This window comes from Saccharopolyspora mangrovi, from assembly GCF_035320975.1.
Lineage (GTDB): Bacteria > Actinomycetota > Actinomycetes > Mycobacteriales > Pseudonocardiaceae > Saccharopolyspora > Saccharopolyspora mangrovi.
Genome location: NZ_JAWLNX010000010.1, coordinates 123,141 through 147,371 on the forward strand (window position 1 = coordinate 123,141; position 24,231 = coordinate 147,371).

Genomic DNA, 24,231 nt, shown 5'->3' on the forward strand with positions numbered 1-24,231 from the left:
TCGACGCTGCACGTCGCAGGGCAGCCCTACCGGGCCGCGTACCGGCTGACCCCGCAGCGGAATTTCACACCACCGGCGAGACGGGCGTTCTCAATCGAGACCCCGGGTCAGTTCGATGGCCTTGCCCAGGGTGGACAGCCGTTCTTCGAGCGTGTCTCCGGCGGGGTAGAAGCGGACGGTGTCCACGCCCGCGTCGCGCCAGACCCGCAGCCGGTCGCGGACCATGTCCTCGGTGCCGAGCAGGGTGGTGCCCAGCACCATCTCGTCGGTGACCAGTTCGGCGGCGCCGTCGCGGTCCCCGGCCTGCCACCGCTGCTGGACCTCGGCGGCCACGTCCGCCCAGCCCTGACGGCTGTAGGCGCTGTTGTAGAAGTTCGTGCTCGACGAGCCCATCCCGCCCAAGCTGAACGCGAGCTTCTTCTTGCGCTCCCCCAGCATCTCGCGCAACTCGCCCTCGTCCCGGGCGAACGCGACCTCCGCCCCCTGGCAGACGTCGAGAACCGCACGCGATCGCCCGGACTCGGCCAGCCCGGCATCCAGGTGCGTGAAGTACGCCTCCCCGGCTCCTTCCGGCACGAAGCTGGTGCCCAACCACCCGTCAGCGATCTTGCCGGTCAGCTTCAGCATCGCCGGCGACAGCGTGGCCAGGTAGATCGGGATGTCGTGCTCGGCGCGCGCCGACAAGCGCATGGGCTTGCCTTCCCCGCCCGGCAGCGGGATCGCGAAGTGCTTCCCCTCGAAGGAAATCTTCTCGCCCGAAGTCGCTTGCCGGACGACCTCGACGGTTTCGCGCATGCGCACCAGCGGACGCGCGAACGGCACGCCGTGCAGCCCCTCGATCACCTGCGGACCTGACGGGCCGAGCCCGAGCAGGAACCGGCCCTGCGACAGCTGCGACAGGGTGATCGCCGCCTGCGCGATCCCCACCGGCGTCCTGGTTCCCAGCTGCATGATCCCCGAGCCCAGCAGCATCCGCTCGGTGCGCGCCGCGAGGTACCCCAGCGGTGACGGGGCGTCCGAACCCCACGCTTCGGCGACCCAGCAGATGTCCAGCCCGAGCTTCTCGGCCTCCACCACGTACTCGACCAGCTCCGGCCACGCACCGCCCGAGGCTTCGATCGTCGTCGCCGTCCGCATCAGGAACCCGCCTTCCCGGAGCCCTCGGCCAGTTCCTTGATCGCCGCCACCGTGCCGGTCATGTTGGTCTCGTGCTCCCGCAACCGCACGAACACGATCTTCTGCTCCTTGTCGGGCATCCGATCGATCGCCAGCGACAACCCCGAACGCGCAGGTCCCATCTGCATCCACTGCCGCAGCAGCGTCCCGCCCGCTTCGGGCACCAGGGTGAACCGCCAGCTCGCGGTGGGGTTGTCCGGATCCTCCACCGCCCAGCCGAACGAGTTCGGCGGCTCGAAATCCACGACGTGCGAGGTGGTTTCCCACTTGCCCAGCGCATCGTGCTCGCTGCGGCCGACGAACCGCGCTCCCAGCTCGGGACCGGTCGCGCCGTCCTGCCACTCCACTGATTGAAGCTCCGGACTCAACTTCGGCATCAGCTCGATGTCGGAGATGAGCGCCCACACCCGCTCCGGCGAGGCGTCGATCCAGGTCTCCACCTGCACCGTCGGCTTGTCCGCGTACCGCGCGCCTGTCCACTCCATGTCCCGCCAGGACTCCTCTCCGACCGAAGATCCACCAGAGTTCTCTGACCAGAACAGTTGCTCATTTGTACCTACCTGTCAAGAGACGGCACGCCCGACCAGAACGGCCCCTGCGCATTTCCAGGTGAAACATGCTGCGCAGGTGCAACCCATCTCGCCAGGCACAGCCACGAGCGCACCACCATTGAACCCCCGGACCCGGACCACACGGCCGTCACCAGTCCAATCAGTGCGCTTGACAGCTAAGTCTCTTTAAACAACTATCGTTCGCACTCGACTTTCTCGGTCATCGCACGGCTGGTCCCGCCGAACGGGACCGGCAGCGCACACCTCCACGACCAGGAGCAGCACTCCGTGACCACTTCGCCTAGTTCCCCAGAGCCGACTCCGTCCGCCATCCGGCGTGCTCTGCGCCGCGCGTCGGACGGCGCCAACCTGGACGTCGCCGAAGCCGCGGTGCTGCTGCACGCGCGAGGCGACGACCTCCAGCGACTCCTGGACGTGGCGGGACGGGTCCGCGACCAGCACCTCGCCGATCAAGGACGTGCCGGGATCGTCACCTACAGCCGCAAGGTCTTCATCCCGTTGACGCGGCTGTGCCGCGACCGCTGCCACTACTGCACGTTCGCGACCGTTCCCGGCAAGCTCGACTCCTACTACCTCGAGCGCGACGAAGTTCTCAGCATCGCGCGCGCAGGGGCTGCGGCAGGCTGCAAGGAAGCGCTGTTCACCCTCGGTGACCGGCCTGAGAGCCGCTGGCCCCAAGCGCAGCAGTGGCTCGCCGAACGCGGCTACGACTCCACCGTCGACTACGTGCGGGCCTGCGCCATCGCGGTACTCGAGCAGACCGGCCTGCTGCCCCACCTCAACCCCGGCGTGCTGAGCTGGGAAGAGATCCAGCGGCTCAAGCCGGTCGCACCGAGCATGGGGATGATGCTGGAGACCACGGCTGAGCGGTTGTGGTCGGACAAGACCGGGCCGCACTACGCCAGCCCGGACAAGGAACCCGCCGTGCGGTTGCGTGTCCTCGATGACGCCGGCCGCGTCGGGGTCCCGTTCACCACCGGCGTCCTGATCGGCATCGGTGAGACGCGGTGGGAGCGCGCCGAGTCGCTGCACGCGATCCGGCAACGGGCCCGCCAGTACCGCAACGTCCAAGAGATCATCGTGCAGAACTTCCGCGCCAAGCCGGACACGGCGATGCGCGCGAGTCCGGATGCGAGCATCGAGGACCTGGCAGCGACCACTGCGGTGGCCAGGCTCCTGATGCCGCCGGGGGTGAGCGTGCAGGCGCCTCCGAACCTCATCGGCGATCAGCACGCCTTGCTGCTCAAGGCCGGGATCGATGATTGGGGCGGGGTCTCACCGGTCACGGCCGACCACGTCAACCCCGAGCGCCCGTGGCCGCAGATCGACGCCCTCGCCGAATGGACCGGTGCTGCCGGCTACCGGCTTCGCGAACGCCTGACGGCCTACCCCAGATACGTCCGCGATGCCGACAGGTGGCTCGACCCCCGGATCCACCCCCACGTGGCGGCGCTGGCGGGCCACGACGGGCTCGCCGAGAACGGCGCGGCCGCTGCGGGCCTGCCCTGGCAAGAGCCCGACGGCGGGCTCGAAACCGCAGGGCGGGCGGATTTGCACAACGCCATCGACGACGAAGGCCGACTATCCAGTCGCCGCAGCGACTTCGACAGCGTCTACGGGGACTGGGACGTGCTGCACGACCAGGCCTCGCACACCACCCAGCCCTCCCAGGGCGGGCGGCCCGCGCCGGAGCGGATCGCGCCCGAGGCCCGCGAGGGACTCCGGATCGCCTCCGCCGACCCGGCCGCACTGCTGCACGAATCGAACGCCACGTCTGCGATGGCGCTCCTCACGGCCGAGGGGGTGGCGCTGGACGCGCTGACCCGGCTGGCCGACGAGCTGCGCGCCAGCGTCGTCGGGAACGACGTCACCTACGTCGTCAACCGCAACATCAACTTCTCCAACGTCTGCTACGTCGGATGCCGCTTCTGCGCCTTCGCTCAGCGCGAGCGAGACGCCGACGCCTACCGGCTGTCCACCGAGGAGGTCACCGCGCGCGCTGTGGAGGCAGCGGAATCAGGAGCGACCGAGGTCTGCATCCAGGGTGGCATCGATCCGAAGCTTCCGGTCGACTACTACGCCGGCCTCGTCCGGGCCATCAAGGACGCCGTGCCGCAGATGCACGTTCACGCGTTCTCGCCGATGGAGATCGTCTCGGCGGCCTCCAAAGCCGGTGTCAGCGTCGAGGAATGGCTGACCGAGCTCCGGGACGCAGGGCTGGGCTCGATCCCCGGTACCGCTGCGGAGATCCTCGACGACGAGGTGCGGTGGGTGCTCACCAAGGGCAAGCTCCCGGCGCAGACGTGGATCGATGTCGTCAGCACGGCGCATCGCCTCGGCATCCCGTCGTCCAGCACGATGATGTACGGCCACGTCGACCACCCGGGCCACTGGCTGTCGCACCTGCGGGTGCTGGCGCGGATCGCGGCCGACACCGGCGGCTTCACCGAGTTCGTCGGGCTGCCGTTCGTGCACCACAGCGCGCCGATCTACCTCGCCGGTATCGCGCGACCCGGCCCGACGATGCGCGACAACCTCGCCGTGCACGCCTTCGCCCGCCTGGCTCTGCACGGACGCATCGACAACGTGCAGTGCTCCTGGGTCAAGCTCGGCGACGAGGGCACCGCACGAGTGCTGCGCGGTGGCGCCAACGACGTCGGCGGAAGCCTCATGGAAGAAACGATCTCCCGCATGGCCGGCTCGGAACACGGTTCGTCCCGCACCCCCGCCGAACTCGGCGCGCTCGCCGCGCGCGTGGGACGTCCCGCCCGGCAACGCACCACGACCTACGGACGACTTCCCGCTCCCCTCTCCGGCAGCCACCGATCATGAGCAACCACCCAGCACCCCAGTCCGCCCGGTGGGACGTGGTGATCCCGCTCAAAGCGATCGCGTCGGCCAAGTCCCGGCTGGAACTCGGCGCGATGCGACCGCGGCTGGCGTGGACGATGGCGCGCGACACCGTCGTGGCGGTCGCCGAGTGCGAAGCGGTCCGCCGCATCGTCGTCGTCACCGCGGACACCACCACGTGGCGCTCGCTACCGATCCGCGGGCTGACCGTCCTCAGCGACCCCGGTGGCGGCCTCCAGCAAGCCGTGCGCACCGGAGTCGACGCCGTCGCGAAACCCTCGGAACAGCGCGGGATCGCGGTGCTGACCGGCGACCTCCCGGCCGCGCGATCTTCGGAGTGGGCCACGGCTTTCGAGCTGGCCGAACGACACCCGATGAGCTTCATCGCCGACACCGCAGGCACGGGCACCACGGCGTTCTTCATGCGATCCGACTCATCACGGCTGCCCCGGTTCGGTGAACGGTCCCGAACAGCGCATCTCGACATGGGAGCGGTTGAGCTGTCCCACCCGTCGTTCACAACCGTCCGCCGGGACGTCGACACACGCGATGACCTGCGTGAGGCGCTGGCACTCGGTGTTGGCCCGAACACGCAAGCCCTCATGCGGACGAGCCATGACGTACCGCTCCAGTGACCCCACACCGGGATGGGCCTTCATCTCGTTCTGCACCTGCGCCTGTTCACAGGCCGGTCACAGCGGTATCTGCCAAGGAACACCCGACCAGCGCGTCCCGGCCCGCCATCCCGGCATGGCCAAGCTGATCCCGGAAGGGCCGATGTGCCGGGCGTGCTTCACCCGGCAAATGCACAGCAAAGGTTGGGCCTAACGTCCCGCGCGCACTGATGCGGCCTCCGCCCGGTGCACGAAGGGCGGAGGCCGCATCAGTGCGCGGTTTCACACCTCGGCGTGCTCGGCGGCTTCAGCGAACGTGCGCAACGTCGCCAGCCGCTCCTCCAAGCTCGGCCCGCTGCTGCCCGGGGCGAATCCTCCGGGCGCGATCGTCAGCGTGGTCACTCCCGCTTCGGCGTAGGCCTTGAGCCTGTCGGCGATCCGCTCCTTGGTGCCCAGCAGCGTCGTCGCCTCGATCAGGTCCTGCGGCACGGCAGCAGCGGCACCGGCCGGATCGCCCGCGAGGTACTTGTCCTGGATCTCCCGGGCCGCTGACTCGAACCCCATCCGGCAGGCGAGGTTGTTGTAAAAGTTGTTCTCCCTGCTGCCCATTCCGCCCACGTAGAGGGCGGTGAAGGCGCGCTGGGCATCGGCGGCCGCGCGGATGTCGGCGGCGCTGTCGCTCGTCGTCACCTGGACCGGGGCCATGACACCGACGTCGAAGCCGTCCAGGCTGCCACCGCGGCCGGCCCGCAGGTGCGCGAGGGAAAGCTCCGCGTGCTCCGGGGCGAAGAAGATGCCGTGCCACCCGTCGGCGATCCGCCCGGTCTGCTCCAGGTTCTTCGGGCCGATGGCGGCGATGTAGATGGGAAGGTCGTCGCGGACGGGGTGGATGGTCAGCTTCAGCGGTTTGCCCGGCCCGTCCGGCAGCGGCAACGTCCAGTGCTCTCCCTCGTAGGCCAGTCGCTCCCGCGCCAAGGCGGTGCGGACGATCTCCACGTATTCGCGGGTGCGCGCCAGGGGCTTGTCGAACTTGACGCCGTACCAGCCCTCCGAGACCTGCGGGCCGGACACGCCCAGACCGAGTCGGAACCGCCCGCCGGAGAGGGTGTCCAGGGTCGCCGCCGTCATCGCCGTCATCGCCGGGGTGCGGGCCGGGATCTGGAAGATCGCCGAACCCACGTCGATGCGTTCCGTCTTCGCCGCGATGTGCGCCAGGACGGTGGCGGCGTCCGACCCGTACACTTCGGCGGCCCAGCAGACCGAGTAACCGAGCCGATCGGCCTCCTGGGCGACCGCGACGTTGTCGCTCTCGCCGCCGAGGCCCCAATAGCCGAGGTTGACACCGAGTTCCATGATGTTCGCGTTCCTCCTGGTCAGTTCGGGGTGAGGACGTGGTCGGCGATCGCGTCCAGCTGCCGGGCCGATGAGCCCAGCAGCGAACGCCGGGCTCGAGCCCGCTTGAGGTACACGTGCGAGGGGTGCTCCCAGGTGAATCCGATGCCGCCGTGCACCTGCAGCGCGTCGCCGGTTGCGGACTCCGCCGCATCGCACGCAGCCGCGAGGGCGGTTCGCGCTGCGGAATCGGCGTCCGCGAGCCCGTCGTCGATGGCCGCCGCCGCGAGCTGGACGAGCATCCGGGCCGCGTCGAGCTGGACGTAGCGGTCGGCCAGCATGTGCTTGATGGACTGGAACGAGCCGATGGCCCGGCCGAACTGGCGGCGCTGTCCGGCGTATTCCACGGCACCGTCGAGGGCGCGCTGACCGGTGCCCACCAGTTCGGCGGCGAACGCGGCGCGCACGCGGCTCTCGAACGCGCACGGGGCCAGCGGGATCGCCGTCGCACCGGTGAGTTCCACGCTCGCCAGCGGCTCTGTCACGTCCAACGCGGTGGTTGAGGCCCGGCGCGCACCAGGGGCGGACAGGTCGATGAGCATCGCGCCACGGTCATCACCGAACGCGACGAGCAGGTCGGCGTCGAGTCCGAACGGCACCGCTGACAGCGAGCCGTCCACCTGAGGGCCCCGCTGCCGCAGAGCGCCTCGCCCACGACCGGGGTCGATGACCACCGGGAAGGTCTCCCAGGCCGCTGTTGCGACCCTCGATCCCTCGGCCAGCTCGTCGAGCACGTTCCTGGCGGGGCTGTCTTCAGGTTGCGCGGCCAGCGTCGCGACCACCGCCGCCGAGCTCGCGAACGGGATCGCGGGCAGCGCCGCGCCGACCTGCTCGGCGAGCACGCACAACTCCCGCACACCCCCGCCGGATCCGCCCAGCTCCTCGGCAACCCCGAGACCGAGCAAGCCCAGCTCCCCGAGTGCCGACCACAGCTCGCGGTCGAGCCCCGGGGGAACGGCGTCCCACGACGGTGGGAGCGGCACCTTCTGCGCGGCGTCGGCGAACACCTGCCCGGCTGTCCGGCCCAGCTCAACCTGCTCATCGGTCAGAGCGAAACTCATCGACTTCTCCTCGAACGAGGGACGCGAGACTGGCACCTAGCATTGACTATCGGGTCTATCTACGCAACTGTTGTGTTCACGCGCTCAGAGACGAACGCCAGGAGGCAGCAGTGACCTTGCCGAACACCCGGGACGACAACGCGGAGACCGATGACTTCCGGGAATCAGTGCGCGCTTTCGTCGCTGACCTCGTCCCGCCCGGGTGGCGCGGCATCGGCGCCCTCGAGGAGTCCGAGCGCACCGAGTTCCGCATCAAGACCCGAGCGGCGCTGGCCGAACGCGGGTGGGTCGCACCGACCTGGCCGGTGGAGTACGGCGGCGCCGGACTCGGAGCCTCGGAGCTGATCGTGCTGGTCGAGGAGCTGACCGGAGCGGGCATCCCGTTCGGCTCGGACAACGACGCCTTCGGCATCAGCATGCTGGGCAACACCATGCTGCGCTGGTCCGATCCCGACCTGCTCCAGCGCTTCCTGCCGGAGATCATCTCCGGCGAGCATGTCTTCGCCCAGGGCTTCTCCGAGCCCGGCGCAGGCTCCGACCTGGCGTCGCTGTCACTGCGCGCCCGGCTCGACGGTGACCGGTGGGTGCTCGACGGGCAGAAGCTGTGGTCCTCCGGCGCGCATCGGGCGAACTGGATGTTCGTGCTGGCCCGCACCAACCCCGACGCGGCTCCGCACCGCGGGATCAGCATGCTGCTCGTCCCGCTGGACCAGCCCGGTGTCGAGATCAGGCCGATCCGCAACATCACCGGCGATGCAGACTTCAACGAGGTGTTCTTCGACGGGGCGACCACGGAGCGCGGCCTGGTCGTCGGGCCGGTCGACGGCGGCTGGTCGGTCGCGATGACCTTGCTGGGCTTCGAGCGCGGGGAAACCGCCCTGCACGCCCCCATCCGCTTCCGCAACGAGCTCACACGTCTCGTGGACATGGTCCGGCAGCGCGGTCTGGACGCCGACCCCGACATCCGCCGGCGACTCGCCTGGTGCCACATCCAAGTCGAGCAGCTGCGCTGCCACGGCCTGCGCACCGCCAACGCCCTGGTCGCCGGTGACGAACCGGGCCCGAACGCCGCGGCCTTCAAGCTGCTGTGGAGCGAATACCACCGAGCGGTCACAGAACTCGCGCTCGACGTGCTCGGACCGGACGCGCTGACGCCGACCGGTCGTCCCTCGCCGAACTGGTACCAGACCGACGATCCCGGGGCGCCCAACTCCTCGGCCTCGTGGACCAGCGTCTACCTCAACGCGCGCGCCGGAACGATCTACGCCGGCTCCTCCCAGGTCCAGCGCGGCATCATCGGCGAGCTCCTGCTCGGCCTGCCGAAGGAACCCAAGCCCACCAGCGCCAAAGCCTGAGCTCGAGCCGCCAGGAGGAGAAGCGATGAGCTTTCGCAGCACCTATGCCGACATCGACATCCCGGACCTCGACCTCCACAGCTTCCTCTTCGGATCAGGCGAAGGCCACGCTGATCCGGCCATCGTGGACACCGCGTCCCTGCAGACCTACAGCTTCGCCCAGCTCGCGGATGCCGTGGACCGAGTGGCCGCCGGGCTCGCCGAACGCGGGCTCGGCCACGGCGACGTCGCCGCGCTGTTCTCCCCGAACTGCGCGGACTACCCCGTGGTGTTCCACGGGATCATCCGCGCGGATGCCGTGGCCTCCACCGTGAACTGCCTCTACACCGAGGCCGAGCTCGCCCATCAGCTCCGCGACGCGGGCGCGAAGATCCTCTTCGCCTCCACCGCGGGCCTGGAACGCGCGCGGGCGGCCGTGGCCCACGAAGGCGTGCGGGTCGAGGAGATCATCGTGCTCGGGCCGGTCCGCGCAGGAGCGGGCAGCGTTCCGGAAACGGCGTTCGCCGACCTGCTCGCGACGCGTGCGGCCCCGCCGGCGATCACCACCGCGGCCGACGACCTGGCGGCCCTGCCCTACTCGTCCGGAACCACCGGGCTGCCGAAGGGCGTGATGCTCACCCACCGCAACCTCGTCGCGAACCTGCTGCAGGCCGATCCCCTCAGCCGAATTCAGCCCGGCTCCAGGCTGCTGGCGGTGCTACCGCTGTCCCACATCTACGCGATGACCGGGATCATGAACCAAGGACTCCGGCTCCGCGCCACGACTTTCACCATGCCGCGGTTCGACCTCGCAGCGTTCCTCGCCGCGATCGCCGAGCACCGCATCGACCACCTCTACGTCGTCCCGCCGATCGCGCTGGCGCTGGCCACCAGCCCGCTCGTGGACGAGCACGACCTCACCAGCCTCGACCTCGTGATGTCGGCCGCCGCTCCGCTGGACGCCAGGCTCGCACGAGCCGTCGGCGACCGGCTCGGAGCCACTGTCGTGCAGGGCTACGGCCTCACCGAGTGCAGTCCCTGCACCCACGGCATCCCACCGGACCGCACCGACATCGACCGCGGTTCGATCGGAATCCTCATGCCCAACGTGCAAGCACGAGTCGTCGACCCCACCACCGGTGAAGACGCGGCGCCGGGACAACGCGGCGAGATGTGGTGCCGCGGACCGAACGTCATGCGCGGCTACCTCAACAACCCGGAGGCCACCGCTGCCACCGTCGACTCCGACGGGTACCTGCACACCGGCGACGTCGTCACCGTCGACGATGGCGGCGTCTTCCGCGTCGTGGACAGGCTCAAGGAGCTGATCAAGTACAACGGCTACCAGATCGCCCCCGCGGAACTGGAAGCCGTGCTGCTCGCCCACGAAGCGATCGCCGACGTCGCGGTGATCGGAGCGCCGGGTCCGGACGGCGGGGAGATCCCCAAAGCCTTCATCACGCGCGAGACGAGCCATCCCGACCTCACCGCGGAAGAAGTGCTGGCCTTCGCCGCGGCACACCTCGCGCCGTACAAGAAGATCCGGGAAGTCGCCTTCGTCGACCAGATCCCCAAATCGCCCACCGGGAAGATCCTCCGCAAGGAGCTGCGCCAGCGCTCAGCGCCGGATCGCTCGCCCGACCCCGAGCAGGCGCCCGCCTGAACGCGGTCTCACCCGGAGAAGCGCCGCTGCACATCCGGCCGCTCAGCAAGACGAGGCGGATACCCCGGCCCCATCCGCTTGCTGACCTCTTCGGACCTCAGCGGCTCCTTGCACGTGGCGCAGACGACCTCGGGATGGGTGTCGTGCCCGCACCGGTCGTGGTGGATCACCACGGGCACGCCCTTGTCCCCCGACAGCCATCGATCCCCCCAGCGGTTCATCGCCGCGAGCACGCCGTAGAAGTCACGCCCCTTCTCGGTCAGCACGTAGTGGTAGCGCACCGGGACGCTCTGGTAGGGCTGCTTTTCCATCAGACCCTCGTCCACCAGGCGACGCAGCCGGTCGGTCAGGGTGTTGCGCGCGATGCCCAGCGACTCCTGGAACTCGTCGAAGCGGCGGATCCCGTAGAACGCCTCCCGCAACACCAGGGGCGTCCACCAATCCCCCAGCAAATCCATCGTCCGAGCGATCGAACACGGCCAGTTCGCGAAAGACGTCCGCCTCATACCAGGGAGAATACACGGTCTTAAAGAGAGACTCACGTGGTCTGCACGACGTTGGCGGCTCACTCCCGCGAACCGGCAGCGCAGTGGACGACCTTGCTGGCACTCGGCGATGAGGTCGTTCACTTGACGGTGGTGTGGCGCGTTTCAGCGCGGCTCGGGCGGGCCTGCCGCTGGGTCATGGCACCGACGGCGAGCACGGTGCGCCTGCGCGTGGCGAAGCGGGAAACCAGGGTGCTCAGCCAGTTCAGCGTGCCGGAGACGACGCTCGGCGGCGCGTTGCGCCGGTCCAGCGCGTCCAGCGCGGTGGCGACGACCTGTCCAGGGGTCTGCATTCGCGCACCGCGGGCCATGTCCTCCGAGCCGACCACGTCGAAGAACTCCGTCCGAGTCGGACCTGGGCTCAGCGCGAGCACGCGCAGCCCGGTGCCTCGCGACTCCTGCCACAACGCCTCGGTGAAGCTCAGCACGAACGCCTTGCTCGCCCCGTATACGGCCGCGGTCGGCCACGGCTGATACCCGAGGACGCTGGAGACGTTGACCAGAACGCCGGTGAGCTGGCCGATGAACGCCCTGGTGACGTCGACCAGGCTGGCCACGTTCAGGGTGATCTCCTTCTGGATGCGTTCGGGATCTTCCTCGCGGAACGGGGCGTGGGTGCCGAAGCCCGCGTTGTTGACGAGGCTGGTCACGGTGATCCCCCGCCGGGCGAGCTCCTCGGCCAACGCCTCGCCCGGCGCCGGCTCGGTGAGGTCGAAGGGCACCGCTGTCGCGGTGATCCGGTACTTCGTGGACAGTTCGTCGGCCAGGGCTTCCAGCAAGTCTGCGCGACGCGCGACCAGCACGAGGTTCGAGCCTCGCTCAGCGAGCCGCCGGGCGAACTCCGCGCCGAGGCCGGAACTCGCCCCGGTGATCAAGTGGTTTGGGTGCGGTAGTCGATCCGGGTCATGGGCTGTCGGGGCCGCGGCCCTCGCGGGCACGTCCCCTGCCCCCTTTCGCACGTCGTGAGGAGTGGATTTGGCCAGCGCGCGCCGAGTTGATCGCCGCTCGCAACATCCCCGGAGAACGCGGGTCACGAGGCCAGCCGGAGCGGTACCGCGATTCCGAGAACTTCGAGCAGGGCTGCGAGTTTGGCGTCCAGTTCCCGGCCGACCTTCGCGATGTCTGCATTCCCGAAGCTGGCGAATCGGCTGCTGGGCTGGTCGACGGCGAACCACGTGCGCCCGTGGCCGTCTTCGTGAACGGCGGTGCGAAGTGGCGCGTAGAGCATCACCGCCGGGTCGTGGGTGTACATCCGCTGGGCGATCGTGTGGTTGCCCATCAGGTAGGACGCGCAGGAGCCGCCGTCGCCGGCCAACCGCATCAAGCTGGCGACGTCCGAGCTCCAGTACCGGATGAACCCGTGCGGCGCGTTCTCGACAGTGGCGGCAACGACGTCGTCCCAGCTGGCCTGCGCGGACACCAGAGGCAGGAAGCGGTCGACGTCCAACGCAGGCACAGCGCGCTCGTACCGCTCGCGGAAGTCGTTGAAGGACATCCCCGTGTCGATCGACACCCGCACGACCTCGTGCGCGACCTCAGCGACCGTTCCGGCCGGTGTCGGACTCATCCTCGCTCACCCCTCGCTGAGCCCTCATGAAGATGAGGACCTCGTCGGCAGCAACAGCTCGCTCTGGTCATCGTGGCGATTGAAGTACGACCGTACTTCCATAAAGTTAGCACGAAACGTCAGCAATGAGCCAGAGCGGATCACCGGCGGACAACCCAACGTCGGCCGCCTGCTAGACCGACACGCCTGCCTCACGTTGTGTGGCCCGCTCGACCCCCTGCACGGTCAAGCCGGCCACATCAACGAGTTTCTCGGAACGACCAGCGGGAATCGTCCCGTCAGTCGCGCACGAACCGCAGGTAGCGGGCCGCGGAGCGCTGGACGATCTCGTGGGCGTCGGTCGGGATGACCGTGTCCCACCAGGCCCCGTACAGCGAGTCGAAGGTCCAGCCGTCGAGGATGTCGGCGGTTCTGCGGACGACCGACGGGCGTTCCGGGATGAGGTTGGGGTAGCTGTACATGAATCCCACGTGGGTGCGGTCCGGGATGACCTGGACGATGTCGCCGGTGAACAGCGAGCCCTCACCGGTCGCGTGGTGCAGGACGGTGCCGCCGGCGAAGTGCACTCCGAGGTTGATCAGGGTCAGGCCGGGTGCGATCTCGTTCGTCGTGCCCCGCCAGGAGCGGACGGCCGGGTCCGGGCGGCCGACCCACTGGCTGTCGGACTCGTGCAGGTGGATCGGAGCGTCGAAGGCGCGGGCCCACTCGACCATCGTGGTGTAGTAGTGCGGGTGGCTGATGGCGATGCCGATCAGACCGCCCAGTCCGTTGATGGCGCTGACGATCTCGTCGTCCAGGTAGGCCGTGCAGTCCCAGAGGACGTTGCCGGCCTCGGTGCGCACCAGCAGGGCGCGCTGACCGATGGCGAACTTCGGTTCGCACCCGATGCCCAGCACGCCGCCTTCCTCGCGGAGCACGGCCTGGTGTTCGGCGCGGACGGCGTCCAGGTCGGTCCACTGCTGGCCGTCGCGCGGGACCCACTGCCGCTCGTCCTCGCAGATCGGGCAGTCCTCGCGCGCTTCGGCGTACTGCGTCCCGCAGGTCGCGCAGATCGGCAACCCCATCGTCCCTCCCTGGTTTCGGCGACCGCTCCACGCTAACGCTGGTCCCTGTCAGGGGGCAGGCGGACAATGCGGACATGTGCCGCAGCATCAAGACCCTCCGCCCGCCCTACGCCGAGCAGGTCACCGACGCCGACGTCCGGGCCGCCGCCCTGCAGTACGTCCGCAAGATCTCCGGTTTCCGCGCCCCTGCCGCCCACAACGCCGAGGCCTTCGAGCGCGCGGTGGACGAGATCGAGCAGGCCACCGCCAGGCTCCTAGACACGCTCCAGGTCAGGGGCCGCTGACCTGCGTCAGGCGCCCCGGCAGTGCCCGCCAGAGGTGGGCGGCACGTCGAGGGTGGGGTTGCGGTCGAAGAAGCCCTGGGGCTCGAGGGTGAACCCGGCGCGGTCGACGGGCATCACCGGCCAGTCCTCCGCGCGCGGGAAGTGCGTCAGGCCGAAGGTGTGCCAGACGACGATGTCCTGGCCGTCGATGTCCCGATCGGCTTCGACCCAGGACGGCAGGCCCGCGCCGCCGGGGTTCTGGTTGACGAAGTCGCCGGCCGGGTAGCGCTGCTCGTGGTCGTAGCGGGTGACCCACAGGTGCTGGGTGGCGAAGGTGCCCCTGGCGTGCACCGAGGCGGACTCGTCGGCGAGCATCGACGGCTGCCCCTCCGGGTGGAGGACGTACGAGACGTTGTCGCCGTAGCGGTTCCGGCTGCCGGGGTTGACCACGCGCCAGGTGCGCGCTTGGGAGTTGTCGGCCAGCCGGGCCGCCTCGCGCTCACCGCGCAGCCGGGTTCGCTTGGCGCGGAAGGCGTTTCCGCGCGGGTTGGACTCGCTGACCGGCACGCGTTCAGCCTCGACCTCCTCGACGGCGTTGCGCTGCCCGTCCACCGACATGTCCAGGCGGGCGCAGAACAGGTGCTGGTGGAACGGCGCGGCCAGGCCCGGGGCGACCTGGGTGGCGTGGTCGTGGCCCTCGTCGGGGTAGGCGCCGGTGAAGGTGGCGCCGGTGGCCTTGGTCTCCAGCTGGATCGTGCCGTCGAGGTAGAGGTACCAGTAGAAGCCGTAGTCGTAGTTGCCGACGGTGGTGAAGAACGAGATCACGAGCCTGCGCTGCCGCCGCGTCTCCTGCGAGCCGGTGAACAGGGTAGAGGGACAGCTGGTGCAGCGCGAGCCCTTCGCGCTCGTTGAACCCGAGCCGCAGGTCCCAGTTCTCCCAGCGCACGCGGTTTCCCTCGACGGTGAAGCTCGGGCCGTCGGGTTGGGTGATCTCGATGGGTTTCAGGCTCGTGCGGGCCGGCCCGGTGACCTCGGGGTCGTCGAAGTTGCCGGGCTCCTGCGGGGCCGGGAACCGGTGGTGGTCGATGACGCGGATGACCTCGCGGTGGGTCAGGTCGATGTAGGCGCACAGCCCGTCCACCGGATGCGCCCACGGGTGGTCGGCGGCGTGGAACTGCTGGAAGCCCAGCGAGCGGATGATCCGCCTGCCCCGCTCCCCCGGCTCGTCGTACACCCCGGCCGACAGCGGCGCGGGCCCGCACGGTGGCCGGGTCGATGCCGCGCTGGCGCAACGCGTCGGTCCAGCGCTGGTCGGCGTTGACGATCTCCTCGACCAGCTCGAACTCGGTGTCGATGATCGGCGGCTGCCCGTCCACCGCCGGATCGAGCCGCCGCGCGGAGTCCACAGTGGAACGCGTGGCGGACACGACGGTGTCGTGCGAGACACCGGTGGCCAGGCCCAGCAGCACCGCCCGGAACCGGCGGCCGATCTCCTGGTCCGGCCGGTGGGCCAGCACGGCGTCCTTGTCCGGTTCTTCCAGCGCGACGAAGGTGAAGCGGACGTGCTCGCCGAGCAGCCCGGCCTCCTCCAGCGCGGCGCGGACCGCGCTGACCTCCTCGGCGGTCATCGGGTCCAGCGGGTGCGCGGTCGTGGTGGCGGGCTGTTCGGCGATGGTCATGCTTCCTCCCCCAAAACGGCCGCCGGTCCGGCGGCGAAGGCCTCCCCCAGCAGGGCGTTGATGTCCTCGCCTGGCGAGGCCGGTCGCCCGATGAGACTCGACCCGGCCAACGCACTTCGCCCGGCCGCGTGCGAGGTGCGAAGCTGACCCCGTCGCGCGAGAGGGGAGCTTGGATGTCGGGGCTGCTGGCCGGGTTGGACGAGCGCATCGCGGGGGTTCGCGAGCTCTACGAGGACCTGCACCGCAATCCGGAGCTGTCGTTCCAGGAGGTGCGCACCGCCGGTGTGCTGGCGCAGCGGCTGCGGGCCGCCGACTACGAGGTGACCACCGGCATCGGCGGCACCGGGGTCGTGGGGGTGCTGCGCAACGGCGACGGGCCCGGGGTGCTGCTGCGCGCCGACATGGACGCCCTGCCGGTGCGGGAGATCGACGCGGTGGCCTACCGCAGCACGGCGACCGGGCTCGACGCCGACGGCAACGAGTCGCCGGTGATGCACGCCTGCGGCCACGACACCCACATGGCCGCGTTGATCGGCGCGGCCGAACAGCTCGCCGCGCAGCGGCACTCCTGGTCGGGCACGGTGCTGGCAGTGTGCCAGCCCGCCGAGGAGGGCGGTGGTGGCGCGCAGGCGATGATCGACGACGGTTTCCTGCAGCGGTTCCCCGCCTACGACGTGGCGCTGGGCCAGCACGTCGCGTCGGCGCCGAGCGAGCACCTGTACGTGCGGCCGGGGGTGTTCATGGCCGCCGCCGACAGCCTGCGGGTCACCGTCCACGGCCGGGGCGGTCACGGTGCGCAGCCGCAGGCCACGGTCGATCCCATCGTGATCGCCTCCTCCATCGTGCTGCGGTTGCAGACCGTGGTGGCGCGGGAGATCTCGCCGGAGGACGTCGCGGTGGTGACGGTGGCGGCGGTGCGCGCGGGAGGCAAGGAGAACGTCATCCCCGCCACCGCCGAGCTCAAGCTCAACGTGCGCACCTTCGACCCGGACGTGCGGGAGAAGGTCCTCGACGCCATCGGCCGCATCGTCCGGCACGAGGCCGCCGCGGCGGGCGCGCCGCGCGAACCCGACGTCGAACCGATCAACGGGTTCCCGCTGCTGGTCAACGACTCCGCCGCGGCTCGCCGCATCGCAGAGGCGTTCACCGCGGAGTTCGGCGAGGGGTTCGTGCACGAGCCGCCGGCGAAGGCCGGCAGTGAGGACTTCGGCGTGTTCGGCGCGGCGGCCGGGGTGCCGTCGGTGTTCTGGAACTTCGGCGGTTTCGATCCCGCGCTCTACCCGGATCCGGCGAAGCCGAACGCGGCCGTGGCGGCCGGACGAGCACCGGGCAACCACTCCCCGGAGTTCGTGCCCACCGGCCTGGAGCCGACCCTGCGGCGGGCGTCGGCGGCGCTGGTGACCGCGGCCGGGATCTGGCTGCGCTGAGTCAGCGCAGCGGAAGCCGCAGCGACACCCGCTGCCCGTCGTCGGTCGGCGTGGTTTCCAGCGCACCGCCTAGGTTTTCGGCGCGCTGCCCGAGCTCGGCGACGTGCACGGGGTCGCGGCCGGTGAGTTCTCCGTGGTCCTGCACGGTGAGCCGGACCTCCTCCGCGCGGTGTTCGACGGCCACCCGCACCCGCTGGGCCCGGGCGTGTTCGCGCACGTCGGCGAGCGCTTCCCGGGCGACCAGGTGCAGCAGTTCACCGACGGGTTCGGGCAGGTCGACGGGTTGACCGGAGACCGCGACCGGGCACGGGAGGCTGGTGTCGTGCTCGAACTCGGCGGCCAGCAGCGGCAGCGTCCGCGGTCCGGGTGGCACGATTTCGGGTTCGAGCACGGGGGCTTCCTGCGCCGTCGTCGTGGTGTGGTCGGTGTCGTGGCCGCGGTGACGGCTGCGGACGTAGCCGCCGATGGCGAAGCAGGCGATGGCGCCGAGCACGATGAGCAGGACCGAGCCCGCCGGGCGGTCCGCCCCTCGGGTCTGCGCCGCGTACAGGGCGATGAGGTAGGGCACGCCCATCGCGACGCCGACGCGCGCCGGCAGCAGGACCCCGGCGAGTCCGGCGACGAAGTAACCGCCGAAGAACGCGCCCGCCGACGGGTCGTCGTTCCAGACCAGCACCAGCGACCAGACCATCGCCAGCAGCACCACCAGCGCCTCGACGAGGTGGCGCTCGTTCTCCCGTGACACGCCCGACAACGTACCGGCTCCGGGTGCCCGGCCGGTCGGCGTGGCGGAACGCGCCACGCCGGGGTCTCAGCGGGCGGGCGGCCGGTTGTCGAACAGCGCCAGCGCGGCGGCGGTGTTGGAGGCCGGGACGTGGTAGACCTCGTGCACGCGCTGGATGCGTTCGGCCAGGGCGCCGCGCATGATCAGCCACATGACCAGCTCGAAGCCCTCGGATCCGGCTTGGCGGACGTAGTCGGCGCGCGTCAGGCCCGCCAGGTGCTCGGGGTCGGTTTCGATCTCGTCGAGGAACATCCGGTCGAAGTCGGGGTTGATGAACCCGGCGCGGGCTCCGGCCAGCTGGTGCGACATCCCGCCGGTGCCGAAGATCGCCACGGTGGTGTCCTCCGGGTAGTCGCGCAGGACGCGCCCGATGGCCTTGCCGAGGGCGTAGCAGCGGGCGGCGGTGGGCTGCGGGTACTGGATGACGTTGACCAGCAGCGGGATCACCGCGCACGGCCAGGCGTCGCCGGGTTCGGGGCAGTACACCGACAGCGGGACGGTGCAGCCGTGGTCGACCTCGAGGGCCTGCAGGGCGGTCATGTCGAAGCCGTCGTCGACGAGCTGTTCCAGCAGGTGCAGCGACAGGTCCGGGGCTCCGACGAGGTCGGGCACCGGGCGGCGGCCGAACCCCTCGTCGGCGACCGGGTACTTCTCGGCGGTGCCGAGGGCGAAGGTGGGCACCACGTCGACGTCGAGGGCGTTGGCGTGGTCGTTGTAGATCACCAGCGCCACGTCGGGCGTGCGTTCGGCCATCCACTCGCGGGCCGGGCGGTAGCCGTCGAACAGCGGCTTCCAGTACGGGTCGCGGGTCTTGCCACCGTCCATCGCGGCTCCGATCGAGGGCACGTGGGAGGTCGCCAGTCCCCAGATCACCTCAGCCATCGGTCTTGCCTCCCGCGCGCATCATCGCCACGAACTCCTCTTCGGTCATGCCGGTGAACGCACCGCCGAGGTGCTGCATCGACTTGCCGTCGACCATCGCGAGCTTGAAGACGTAGAAGATGCTGCCGCCTTCGTCGCACAGCGCGCGCCAGTCCCGATCCAGCACGGCGGTGCGCTGGGCGTCGGTGAGGCCGAACTCGGCGCAGTAGGCGGCTTCGTCGGCGAGGAACCGCTGTCGGGCGGCCGGGTCGCGGAAGGTCATGAGCATCTTGTTGAGCCGGTACCCGCGGCGTCCGGCGCGCCCGTCGAAGACGTAGGTGCCGGGGATGTCGTCCATCGCGGTCATGCGCCCGCCTCCTGCGGGTGGGTCGCGAGCGCTTCGACGGTGACCTCCAGCCACGGCGACATCGGCAGCGACATCAGCGCCTCGTGCAGCTGCGCCGGGTCGGCGGCTTCGTAGAGGCCGACGGTGGCGTTGCGGCCGGGCACCCGCCACAGGCGCTTGAGCACGCCCTGCTCGCGCAGTTGCACGGCGCGGGCGCGCTCAGCGGCTTTGAGCTCGGCGCGCCGCTCCTCGGGGATGTCGGGTGGCATCCGGTTCTCCGAGCGGACCAGGAACTCCACGTGCGCTCCTCCTAGTTCCGGACGATGTCGAGCAGGGTCGCGGCGAGTTCGGCGGGGGCGGTGACCATGGCTTCGTGGCCGGTCTTGAGCTCGTGCACCGGCCAGCCCCGGGCGTGCGCGCGGGCGGCGTGGGCGCGGAAGACCCGCATCCAGTCGACGCATTCGACGAACGCGGCGGGCACCTCGTCGCCGGCCCCGGTCAGCCGCAGCGGATCGGTGTAGGTCTTCCAGGGGTGCGGGGTGAGCTTCGGGGTCAGCCAGTCGACGTCGTCGGGTTTGCTCACGCCCAGCACCGCCAACGAGCGCGGCGGCACCATCCAGCCGAAGCCGTCGCTGATCGCCGATTCGGCCCAGTGGTGCCGCACCTGGTCGGGCAGCAGGTTGCAGGCGGCCTCGCCGTCGGTGCCGACGAACGCGTCGAGGTACACCCGGCGCGCCACGGTCTCCGGGCGCCGGTCGGCGACGGTGCTGACCAGTTGGCCGGCGTAGCTGTGCCCGACCAGCACGACCTCGCGCAGCCCCAGGACGTCGAGGTGGCGCACGATGTCGTCGGTGTGGGTGTCGAGCCCGACCTGCGGGGAGATGAGGTGGGAGCGCTCCGACAGCCCGGTCAGCGTCGGCGCGTGCACCTCGTGCCCGGCCTCCCGCAGCAGCGGGGCGACCCGGTCCCAGCACCAGCCGCCGTGCCAGGCCCCGTGCACCAGCACGAAAGTCTCGTCCATGTCGCGTGGTTCTCCCCTGCCGCGTCGAAGATCCGCCCTCTCCCGACGAACCTACGAACCCGCCCGCTCCCGAAGATCCGACCGCAGTCGCCTCGCCCACCACCGTTGCGACGACCTGGGCTACGTCATCCGTCCGTTGCCGAGCGGACGGGTTCGCGGTCTCAGGTGGGTGGGGCGACGAGGCCTTCGCGGATGGCGAGCAGGGCGGCTTGGGTCCGGGAGGCGAGTTGGAGCTTGCCGAGCAGGTTGGAGACGTGGGTGCGGGCGGTGCGCTCGCTGATGACCAGGTGCTCGGCGATCTCGCGGTTGCACAGGCCTTGCGCCACCAGGACGAGGATTTCGCGTTCGCGGCCGGTCAGCGAGGTCAGCCCGGTGCGGGGCGCGGCCATGCGGCGGGCCAGCAGCCGGGCCACCGCGGAGTCGAGGTGCACCTCGCCGGTGGCGGCGGCGCGGATGGCGGTGGCGACCTCGTCGGTGTCGGCGTCCTTGAGGACGTATCCGGCCGCACCGGCCGAGAGGGCGGCGTGGACGCGTTCGGCCTCGCCGAAGCTGGTCAGCACCACCACCTTGACCTCGGGGTGGGCGCGCACGATGGCCTGGGTGGCTTCGATGCCGTCCATCCTGGGCATCTGCAGGTCCATCAGGACCACGTGCGGCATGCGGGCGCCGGTGACGCGCCACTCCTGGAGTCGGGCCACGGCGTCCTGCCCGTCGACGGCCTCGCCGAGCATCTCCAGCTCGGGTTCGGAGTCGAGGTAGGCGCGCAGCCCCCGGCGGACGATGGCGTGGTCGTCGACCACGAGCACCCCCACCGCATCGGTTGCGATCATCTGGTCACCGCTCCCTCCGTCGTGTTCAGCAGGCCGGGCCGGCGGGCAGGGCGACCTCGACCGCCCATCCCCCACCGGGTTGGGCCCCGGCGGCCAGACCGCCGCGCCACCGCTCGGCGCGCTCCCGCATCGACACCAAGCCGAGGCTCTTGCCGCTGGCCGGTGCTTCGCCGCCGATGCCGTCGTCGGTGATGCGCACGGTCACCCCGCCCCGGCCGGAGCGCCCGAAGTCGATCCCGGCGCGGGTCGCGCGGGCGTGCTTGACGACGTTGTGCAGGGCTTCCTGGACGATGCGGTAGAGGTCTTCGGCCACGTCGATGCCCAGGTCCAGTTCCAGGTCTTCGGCTGCGCGGACGTCGATGACCAGGTCGTGGCGGGCTTCGACGCCGGCGGCGTAGCTGCGCACGGCGTCGACCAGGCCGCGGTCGGCGAGGTCGAGCGGGTGCAGTTCGAACACCAGCCCGCGCAGGTCGGCCAGCGCGTTGCGGGCCAGGCCCACCATCTCCTCGACGCCGTCGCGCACGTCGGTACCGCTGCCGCCGGTGCGGTCCAGGCTGGAGCGCAGCGCGCGGGCTTGCATGCCCATCGAGAACAGCTGCTGCACCACGGAGTCGTGCAGGTCGCGGGCCAGTTTGCGGCGTTCTTCCATCTGCGCGCGCGAACGGGTCTGGGCCAGCAGCGAGGCGGTTTCGATGGCCACCGCCGCGTGGTCGGCCATCGCCGACAGGAACGCCAGCGAGCTCGGGCCGGGGTCGTCGCCGGGCACGTAGTAGGCGTTGATCACGCCCAACACCCTGCCGCGCACCACCAGCGGCATGGACACGAAGCTGTCCCAGTCCGGTTCGCTCATGATCTGCTTGAGCGGGATCCAGCGCGGATCGTTCATGATCACCCGTTTGCGGTGCAGCACCACCACGGGCTGGTGCTGCTCGAGGGCGTCGATGAAGCGCACGTCGGCGCCGAGCCTGCGGCATTCGCTGAGCCGGTCGGTGAACCCGGCGGTGTCGCCGAAACCCGCCATGCCGACCACGCGCAGCTCGTCGCGCGGGTTGTCGATGGTCATGATCTGCACGGCGGAGATGTTGGCGGTCATCCACACCTCGCGGGCCACCGCCTCGAGGGTGGCGCTCAGCGATCCGGAGTCGGCGACGCTGGCGGCGGCGCGGGTGATCGCCGAGAGCCGCTCCTGCTCGCGCAGGGTTTCGGTGACGTCGGTGAACCACACGACGCAGCGGCCGTCGGGCAGCGCCGAGACCCGGTATTCCAGGCGCTGCCAGCGGCCGTCGCCGCCCTGCCACTCGGTCTGCCTGCGGATGTCCGAGGACGGCTGGCTGCGGCCGAGTTCGAACGGTGAGGGGTGGCCGTGCAGGGCCTTCTCGCCGAGGCCGAGGATGCGGTGCCCGGCGGCGTTGACCTCGGTGAACCGGCCGTTGCCGTCGAGAACGGCCAGCCCGTCGGCCGAGACGTCGACCAGCGCGCGCACCACCGGCTCGGCGGTGGCTCCCGCCGAGGTCGCACGCACGGGTGGTCGCACTCCAGCCTCCTCGCTGCCCCCTTGAATCTAAGGCCCACCGGGCGTGCGAAATCAACCACGCGTTTCCCCGGCGGAAGCGCCCGTCACTCGGCTGCCGCGGGTCTCGGCGCGGTCACCCCGGCCCGCGTCCGCAGTCCGAGCACGGTGACCAGGGTGATGGCGCACAGCGCCGTGAGGTACAGCGCGAGGGGACTGGAGGACCCGGTGGCGGCGTAGAGGGAGGTGGCGACGATGGGGGTCAGCGCACCGCCGATCATGCCGCCCATCTGGTAGGCGATGGAGATGCCGCTGTAGCGGAAGCGGGCGTCGAACAGCTCGGTGAACAGCCCGCCCTGAGCGCCGGACATGATGCCCTGCACGATCGCGGCGACGAAGAACGCGAACCCGGCCGCGGCCCAGTTGCCGGTGTCGACCAGCGCGAACATCGGGAAGGGCCAGATGACGGCGGTCAGCGCGCCGAGCACGTAGACCTTCTTGGCGCCGTGGCGGTCGGCGGCGATGGCGGCGACGACGATCGCCGCGATCCACACCAGCGTCGACAGCAGGATCAGGGTCAGCAGCGTGGAGCGGGAGAACCCGGCTGCCTTGGTGCCGTAGTTGAGCATGTAGACGATGACCATGTAGCCGGTGGCCGGCGGGGCGATGGAGGCCAGGCAGGCCAGCACCAGGTTGCGGGGTTCGGTGCGGACCAGTTCGCCGATGGGCATCTTGCTGACGCCCTCCTGCTGCTTGACCCGGGCGAAGTCGTGGGTGTCCTGCAGCCGGGCGCGCACCAGCAGGCCCACCACGATCAGCACGATGCTCAGCAGGAACGGGATGCGCCAGCCCCAGGAGGTGAAGCTGTCGTCGGGCATGCCGGACACGGCCAGGAACGCCAGGTTCGAGGTGAGCACGCCGATCGGCACGCCGAACTGGGCGAAGCTGCCGTAGAAGGCGCGCCGGCGGGGTTCGGCGTGCTCGGTGGCGATGAGCACCGCCCCGCCCCACTCGCCGCCGACGGCCAGGCCCTGCAGCAGTCGCAGTCCGACCAGCAGCAGCGGGGCGCCGAGGCCGATGGCGGCGTAGGTGGGCAGCAGTCCGATGCAGAAGGTGGCACCTCCGGTGATGACCAGGGTGATGACCAGCATGGACTTGCGGCCGATGCGGTCGCCGAAGTGCCCGAACAGCGCCGCGCCCAGCGGTCGCGCGATGAAGCCCATCGCGAACGTGCCGAACGCGGCGATGGTGCCGGCGGCAGGTGAGAACTGCGGGTAGAACAGCGTCCCGAACACCAGGGCTGCCGCGGTGCCGAAGATGTAGTAGTCGTACCACTCGATGGAGGTGCCCACGAGGCTCGCGGTGAGGATCGTTCGTCTCGACGGACCGGTGCTCGTCTCGGAATCTGCCACGGCTGCGCACTCCTTCGGACGCGGATGGGCCGGACGCCGTCCGGCGCGGACGGCGGCGGGCTGCCACCGCCATCCAAGTGGTTGCGGGCTCGCCGGGCGCGGGTCGCGCGTCGCAACCGGTGCTCAACACCCGGCGCGGGACGAATGCGTCAAATGTCGCTTGCGCGGACACACCGTCTGGTGTGGACGTTTCGGACGTTGTGATGCGTCACGATAACGGTCCGAATCGGTCCGGCGAGCTATTTTTGGTGCGGATGCGA

Annotated in this window: 22 protein-coding genes and 1 pseudogene; 6 read left to right on the forward strand and 17 right to left on the reverse strand. The window is 70.3% G+C overall.

Features of this window, described 5'->3' with window-relative positions; translation table 11 throughout:
* Positions 1 to 90: 90 nt before the first annotated feature.
* Together R4I43_RS16440 and R4I43_RS16445 are read right to left on the reverse strand one after the other, a co-directional pair.
* Complete coding sequence (locus R4I43_RS16440) at positions 91 to 1,137, reverse strand: LLM class flavin-dependent oxidoreductase (RefSeq protein ID WP_324266493.1); 1,047 nt, start codon at positions 1,135 to 1,137, stop codon at positions 91 to 93.
* Positions 1,137 to 1,661: an SRPBCC family protein gene (locus tag R4I43_RS16445; protein WP_324266494.1), complete on the reverse strand. Its 525-nt coding sequence runs from the start codon at positions 1,659 to 1,661 to the stop codon at positions 1,137 to 1,139. The genes R4I43_RS16440 and R4I43_RS16445 overlap by 1 nt, the downstream gene beginning before the upstream one ends.
* Before the next feature lie 354 nt (positions 1,662 to 2,015).
* On the opposite strand from R4I43_RS16445, the gene R4I43_RS16450 reads away from it, so the two are divergent.
* Positions 2,016 to 4,580: a bifunctional FO biosynthesis protein CofGH gene (locus R4I43_RS16450; RefSeq protein WP_324266495.1), complete on the forward strand. Its 2,565-nt coding sequence runs from the start codon at positions 2,016 to 2,018 to the stop codon at positions 4,578 to 4,580.
* Positions 4,577 to 5,233 carry a 2-phospho-L-lactate guanylyltransferase gene (cofC, locus tag R4I43_RS16455; protein ID WP_324266496.1) on the forward strand — a complete coding sequence of 219 codons (657 nt, stop codon included), beginning with the start codon at positions 4,577 to 4,579 and terminating at the stop codon, positions 5,231 to 5,233. Before R4I43_RS16450 ends, cofC begins: the two co-directional genes overlap by 4 nt.
* A gap of 261 nt (positions 5,234 to 5,494) precedes the next feature.
* Here cofC and R4I43_RS16460 read toward each other — a convergent pair whose 3' ends face one another.
* Positions 5,495 to 6,565: an LLM class F420-dependent oxidoreductase gene (locus R4I43_RS16460; protein ID WP_324266497.1), complete on the reverse strand. Its 1,071-nt coding sequence runs from the start codon at positions 6,563 to 6,565 to the stop codon at positions 5,495 to 5,497.
* Between the two features lie 20 nt (positions 6,566 to 6,585).
* Positions 6,586 to 7,665 carry an acyl-CoA dehydrogenase family protein gene (locus tag R4I43_RS16465; protein WP_324266498.1) on the reverse strand — a complete coding sequence of 360 codons (1,080 nt, stop codon included), beginning with the start codon at positions 7,663 to 7,665 and terminating at the stop codon, positions 6,586 to 6,588.
* A gap of 110 nt (positions 7,666 to 7,775) precedes the next feature.
* Between R4I43_RS16465 and R4I43_RS16470 the strand changes: the two genes are divergently transcribed.
* Both R4I43_RS16470 and R4I43_RS16475 read left to right on the forward strand, forming a co-directional pair.
* Positions 7,776 to 9,020, forward strand: coding sequence for an acyl-CoA dehydrogenase family protein (locus tag R4I43_RS16470; protein WP_324266499.1), 1,245 nt, complete (start codon positions 7,776 to 7,778; stop codon positions 9,018 to 9,020).
* Positions 9,021 to 9,045: 25 nt separating this feature from the next.
* The gene (locus tag R4I43_RS16475) at positions 9,046 to 10,662 is read left to right on the forward strand and encodes an AMP-binding protein (RefSeq protein WP_324266500.1); all 1,617 of its coding nucleotides are present in this window, start codon (positions 9,046 to 9,048) and stop codon (positions 10,660 to 10,662) included.
* 8 nt (positions 10,663 to 10,670) lie between these two features.
* On the opposite strand, the gene R4I43_RS16480 is transcribed toward R4I43_RS16475, so the two are convergent.
* The 4 genes from R4I43_RS16480 to R4I43_RS16495 all read right to left on the reverse strand — a co-directional run bounded on the left by R4I43_RS16480 (position 10,671) and on the right by R4I43_RS16495 (position 13,838).
* Positions 10,671 to 11,168 (reverse strand): winged helix-turn-helix transcriptional regulator, encoded by a 498-nt coding sequence (locus R4I43_RS16480; protein WP_324266501.1) that lies wholly within the window; start codon positions 11,166 to 11,168, stop codon positions 10,671 to 10,673.
* Positions 11,169 to 11,287: 119 nt separating this feature from the next.
* Positions 11,288 to 12,082: an SDR family NAD(P)-dependent oxidoreductase gene (locus R4I43_RS16485; protein ID WP_324266502.1), complete on the reverse strand. Its 795-nt coding sequence runs from the start codon at positions 12,080 to 12,082 to the stop codon at positions 11,288 to 11,290.
* 155 nt (positions 12,083 to 12,237) lie between these two features.
* Positions 12,238 to 12,774, reverse strand: a complete 537-nt coding sequence (locus tag R4I43_RS16490; protein ID WP_324266503.1) for a DUF302 domain-containing protein — start codon at positions 12,772 to 12,774, stop codon at positions 12,238 to 12,240.
* Positions 12,775 to 13,052: 278 nt separating this feature from the next.
* Positions 13,053 to 13,838: an MBL fold metallo-hydrolase gene (locus R4I43_RS16495; RefSeq protein ID WP_324266504.1), complete on the reverse strand. Its 786-nt coding sequence runs from the start codon at positions 13,836 to 13,838 to the stop codon at positions 13,053 to 13,055.
* Between the two features lie 74 nt (positions 13,839 to 13,912).
* On the opposite strand from R4I43_RS16495, the gene R4I43_RS16500 reads away from it, so the two are divergent.
* Positions 13,913 to 14,122, forward strand: a complete 210-nt coding sequence (locus tag R4I43_RS16500; RefSeq protein WP_324266505.1) for a DUF2277 domain-containing protein — start codon at positions 13,913 to 13,915, stop codon at positions 14,120 to 14,122.
* Positions 14,123 to 14,128: 6 nt separating this feature from the next.
* On the opposite strand, the pseudogene R4I43_RS16505 reads toward R4I43_RS16500, so the two are convergent.
* Positions 14,129 to 15,780: pseudogene (locus R4I43_RS16505) on the reverse strand (copper amine oxidase).
* Positions 15,781 to 15,953: 173 nt separating this feature from the next.
* Between R4I43_RS16505 and R4I43_RS16510 the strand changes: the two are divergent.
* Positions 15,954 to 17,207 (forward strand): amidohydrolase, encoded by a 1,254-nt coding sequence (locus tag R4I43_RS16510; RefSeq protein WP_324266506.1) that lies wholly within the window; start codon positions 15,954 to 15,956, stop codon positions 17,205 to 17,207.
* Position 17,208: 1 nt separating this feature from the next.
* Here the strand turns inward: R4I43_RS16510 and R4I43_RS16515 are convergent, their stop codons facing one another.
* The 8 genes from R4I43_RS16515 to R4I43_RS16550 all read right to left on the reverse strand — a co-directional run bounded on the left by R4I43_RS16515 (position 17,209) and on the right by R4I43_RS16550 (position 23,971).
* Positions 17,209 to 17,952 (reverse strand): sensor histidine kinase, encoded by a 744-nt coding sequence (locus R4I43_RS16515; RefSeq protein ID WP_324266507.1) that lies wholly within the window; start codon positions 17,950 to 17,952, stop codon positions 17,209 to 17,211.
* Positions 17,953 to 18,018: 66 nt separating this feature from the next.
* Positions 18,019 to 18,873 (reverse strand): class III extradiol dioxygenase subunit beta, encoded by an 855-nt coding sequence (locus R4I43_RS16520; RefSeq protein ID WP_324266508.1) that lies wholly within the window; start codon positions 18,871 to 18,873, stop codon positions 18,019 to 18,021.
* Positions 18,866 to 19,219 carry a protocatechuate 4,5-dioxygenase subunit alpha gene (gene ligA / locus R4I43_RS16525; RefSeq protein WP_324266509.1) on the reverse strand — a complete coding sequence of 118 codons (354 nt, stop codon included), beginning with the start codon at positions 19,217 to 19,219 and terminating at the stop codon, positions 18,866 to 18,868. The genes R4I43_RS16520 and ligA overlap by 8 nt, the downstream gene beginning before the upstream one ends.
* Positions 19,216 to 19,497 carry a muconolactone Delta-isomerase gene (locus tag R4I43_RS16530; protein WP_324266510.1) on the reverse strand — a complete coding sequence of 94 codons (282 nt, stop codon included), beginning with the start codon at positions 19,495 to 19,497 and terminating at the stop codon, positions 19,216 to 19,218. The genes ligA and R4I43_RS16530 overlap by 4 nt, the downstream gene beginning before the upstream one ends.
* Before the next feature lie 11 nt (positions 19,498 to 19,508).
* Positions 19,509 to 20,219: an alpha/beta hydrolase gene (locus R4I43_RS16535; protein ID WP_324266511.1), complete on the reverse strand. Its 711-nt coding sequence runs from the start codon at positions 20,217 to 20,219 to the stop codon at positions 19,509 to 19,511.
* A gap of 161 nt (positions 20,220 to 20,380) precedes the next feature.
* Positions 20,381 to 21,049: a response regulator transcription factor gene (locus R4I43_RS16540; RefSeq protein WP_324266512.1), complete on the reverse strand. Its 669-nt coding sequence runs from the start codon at positions 21,047 to 21,049 to the stop codon at positions 20,381 to 20,383.
* Positions 21,050 to 21,074: 25 nt separating this feature from the next.
* Positions 21,075 to 22,583 carry a sensor histidine kinase gene (locus R4I43_RS16545; RefSeq protein ID WP_324266513.1) on the reverse strand — a complete coding sequence of 503 codons (1,509 nt, stop codon included), beginning with the start codon at positions 22,581 to 22,583 and terminating at the stop codon, positions 21,075 to 21,077.
* Between the two features lie 83 nt (positions 22,584 to 22,666).
* Positions 22,667 to 23,971: an MFS transporter gene (locus tag R4I43_RS16550; protein ID WP_324266514.1), complete on the reverse strand. Its 1,305-nt coding sequence runs from the start codon at positions 23,969 to 23,971 to the stop codon at positions 22,667 to 22,669.
* Between the last annotated feature and the right edge of the window lie 260 nt (positions 23,972 to 24,231).

What these genes read in the sequence shown, in the direction of transcription:
- R4I43_RS16440 (WP_324266493.1), bottom strand. Translation starts at nt 1,137, where the DNA reads ATGCGGACGGCGACGACGATCGAAGCCTCGGGCGGTGCGTGGCCGGAG.
- R4I43_RS16445 (WP_324266494.1), bottom strand. Translation starts at nt 1,661, where the DNA reads ATGGAGTGGACAGGCGCGCGGTACGCGGACAAGCCGACGGTGCAGGTG.
- cofC (WP_324266496.1), top strand. Translation starts at nt 4,577, where the DNA reads ATGAGCAACCACCCAGCACCCCAGTCCGCCCGGTGGGACGTGGTGATC.
- R4I43_RS16460 (WP_324266497.1), bottom strand. Translation starts at nt 6,565, where the DNA reads ATGGAACTCGGTGTCAACCTCGGCTATTGGGGCCTCGGCGGCGAGAGC.
- R4I43_RS16465 (WP_324266498.1), bottom strand. Translation starts at nt 7,665, where the DNA reads ATGAGTTTCGCTCTGACCGATGAGCAGGTTGAGCTGGGCCGGACAGCC.
- R4I43_RS16475 (WP_324266500.1), top strand. Translation starts at nt 9,046, where the DNA reads ATGAGCTTTCGCAGCACCTATGCCGACATCGACATCCCGGACCTCGAC.
- R4I43_RS16480 (WP_324266501.1), bottom strand. Translation starts at nt 11,168, where the DNA reads ATGAGGCGGACGTCTTTCGCGAACTGGCCGTGTTCGATCGCTCGGACG.
- R4I43_RS16490 (WP_324266503.1), bottom strand. Translation starts at nt 12,774, where the DNA reads ATGAGTCCGACACCGGCCGGAACGGTCGCTGAGGTCGCGCACGAGGTC.
- R4I43_RS16495 (WP_324266504.1), bottom strand. Translation starts at nt 13,838, where the DNA reads ATGGGGTTGCCGATCTGCGCGACCTGCGGGACGCAGTACGCCGAAGCG.
- R4I43_RS16500 (WP_324266505.1), top strand. Translation starts at nt 13,913, where the DNA reads ATGTGCCGCAGCATCAAGACCCTCCGCCCGCCCTACGCCGAGCAGGTC.
- R4I43_RS16510 (WP_324266506.1), top strand. Translation starts at nt 15,954, where the DNA reads ATGTCGGGGCTGCTGGCCGGGTTGGACGAGCGCATCGCGGGGGTTCGC.
- R4I43_RS16520 (WP_324266508.1), bottom strand. Translation starts at nt 18,873, where the DNA reads ATGGCTGAGGTGATCTGGGGACTGGCGACCTCCCACGTGCCCTCGATC.
- ligA (WP_324266509.1), bottom strand. Translation starts at nt 19,219, where the DNA reads ATGACCGCGATGGACGACATCCCCGGCACCTACGTCTTCGACGGGCGC.
- R4I43_RS16535 (WP_324266511.1), bottom strand. Translation starts at nt 20,219, where the DNA reads ATGGACGAGACTTTCGTGCTGGTGCACGGGGCCTGGCACGGCGGCTGG.
- R4I43_RS16540 (WP_324266512.1), bottom strand. Translation starts at nt 21,049, where the DNA reads ATGATCGCAACCGATGCGGTGGGGGTGCTCGTGGTCGACGACCACGCC.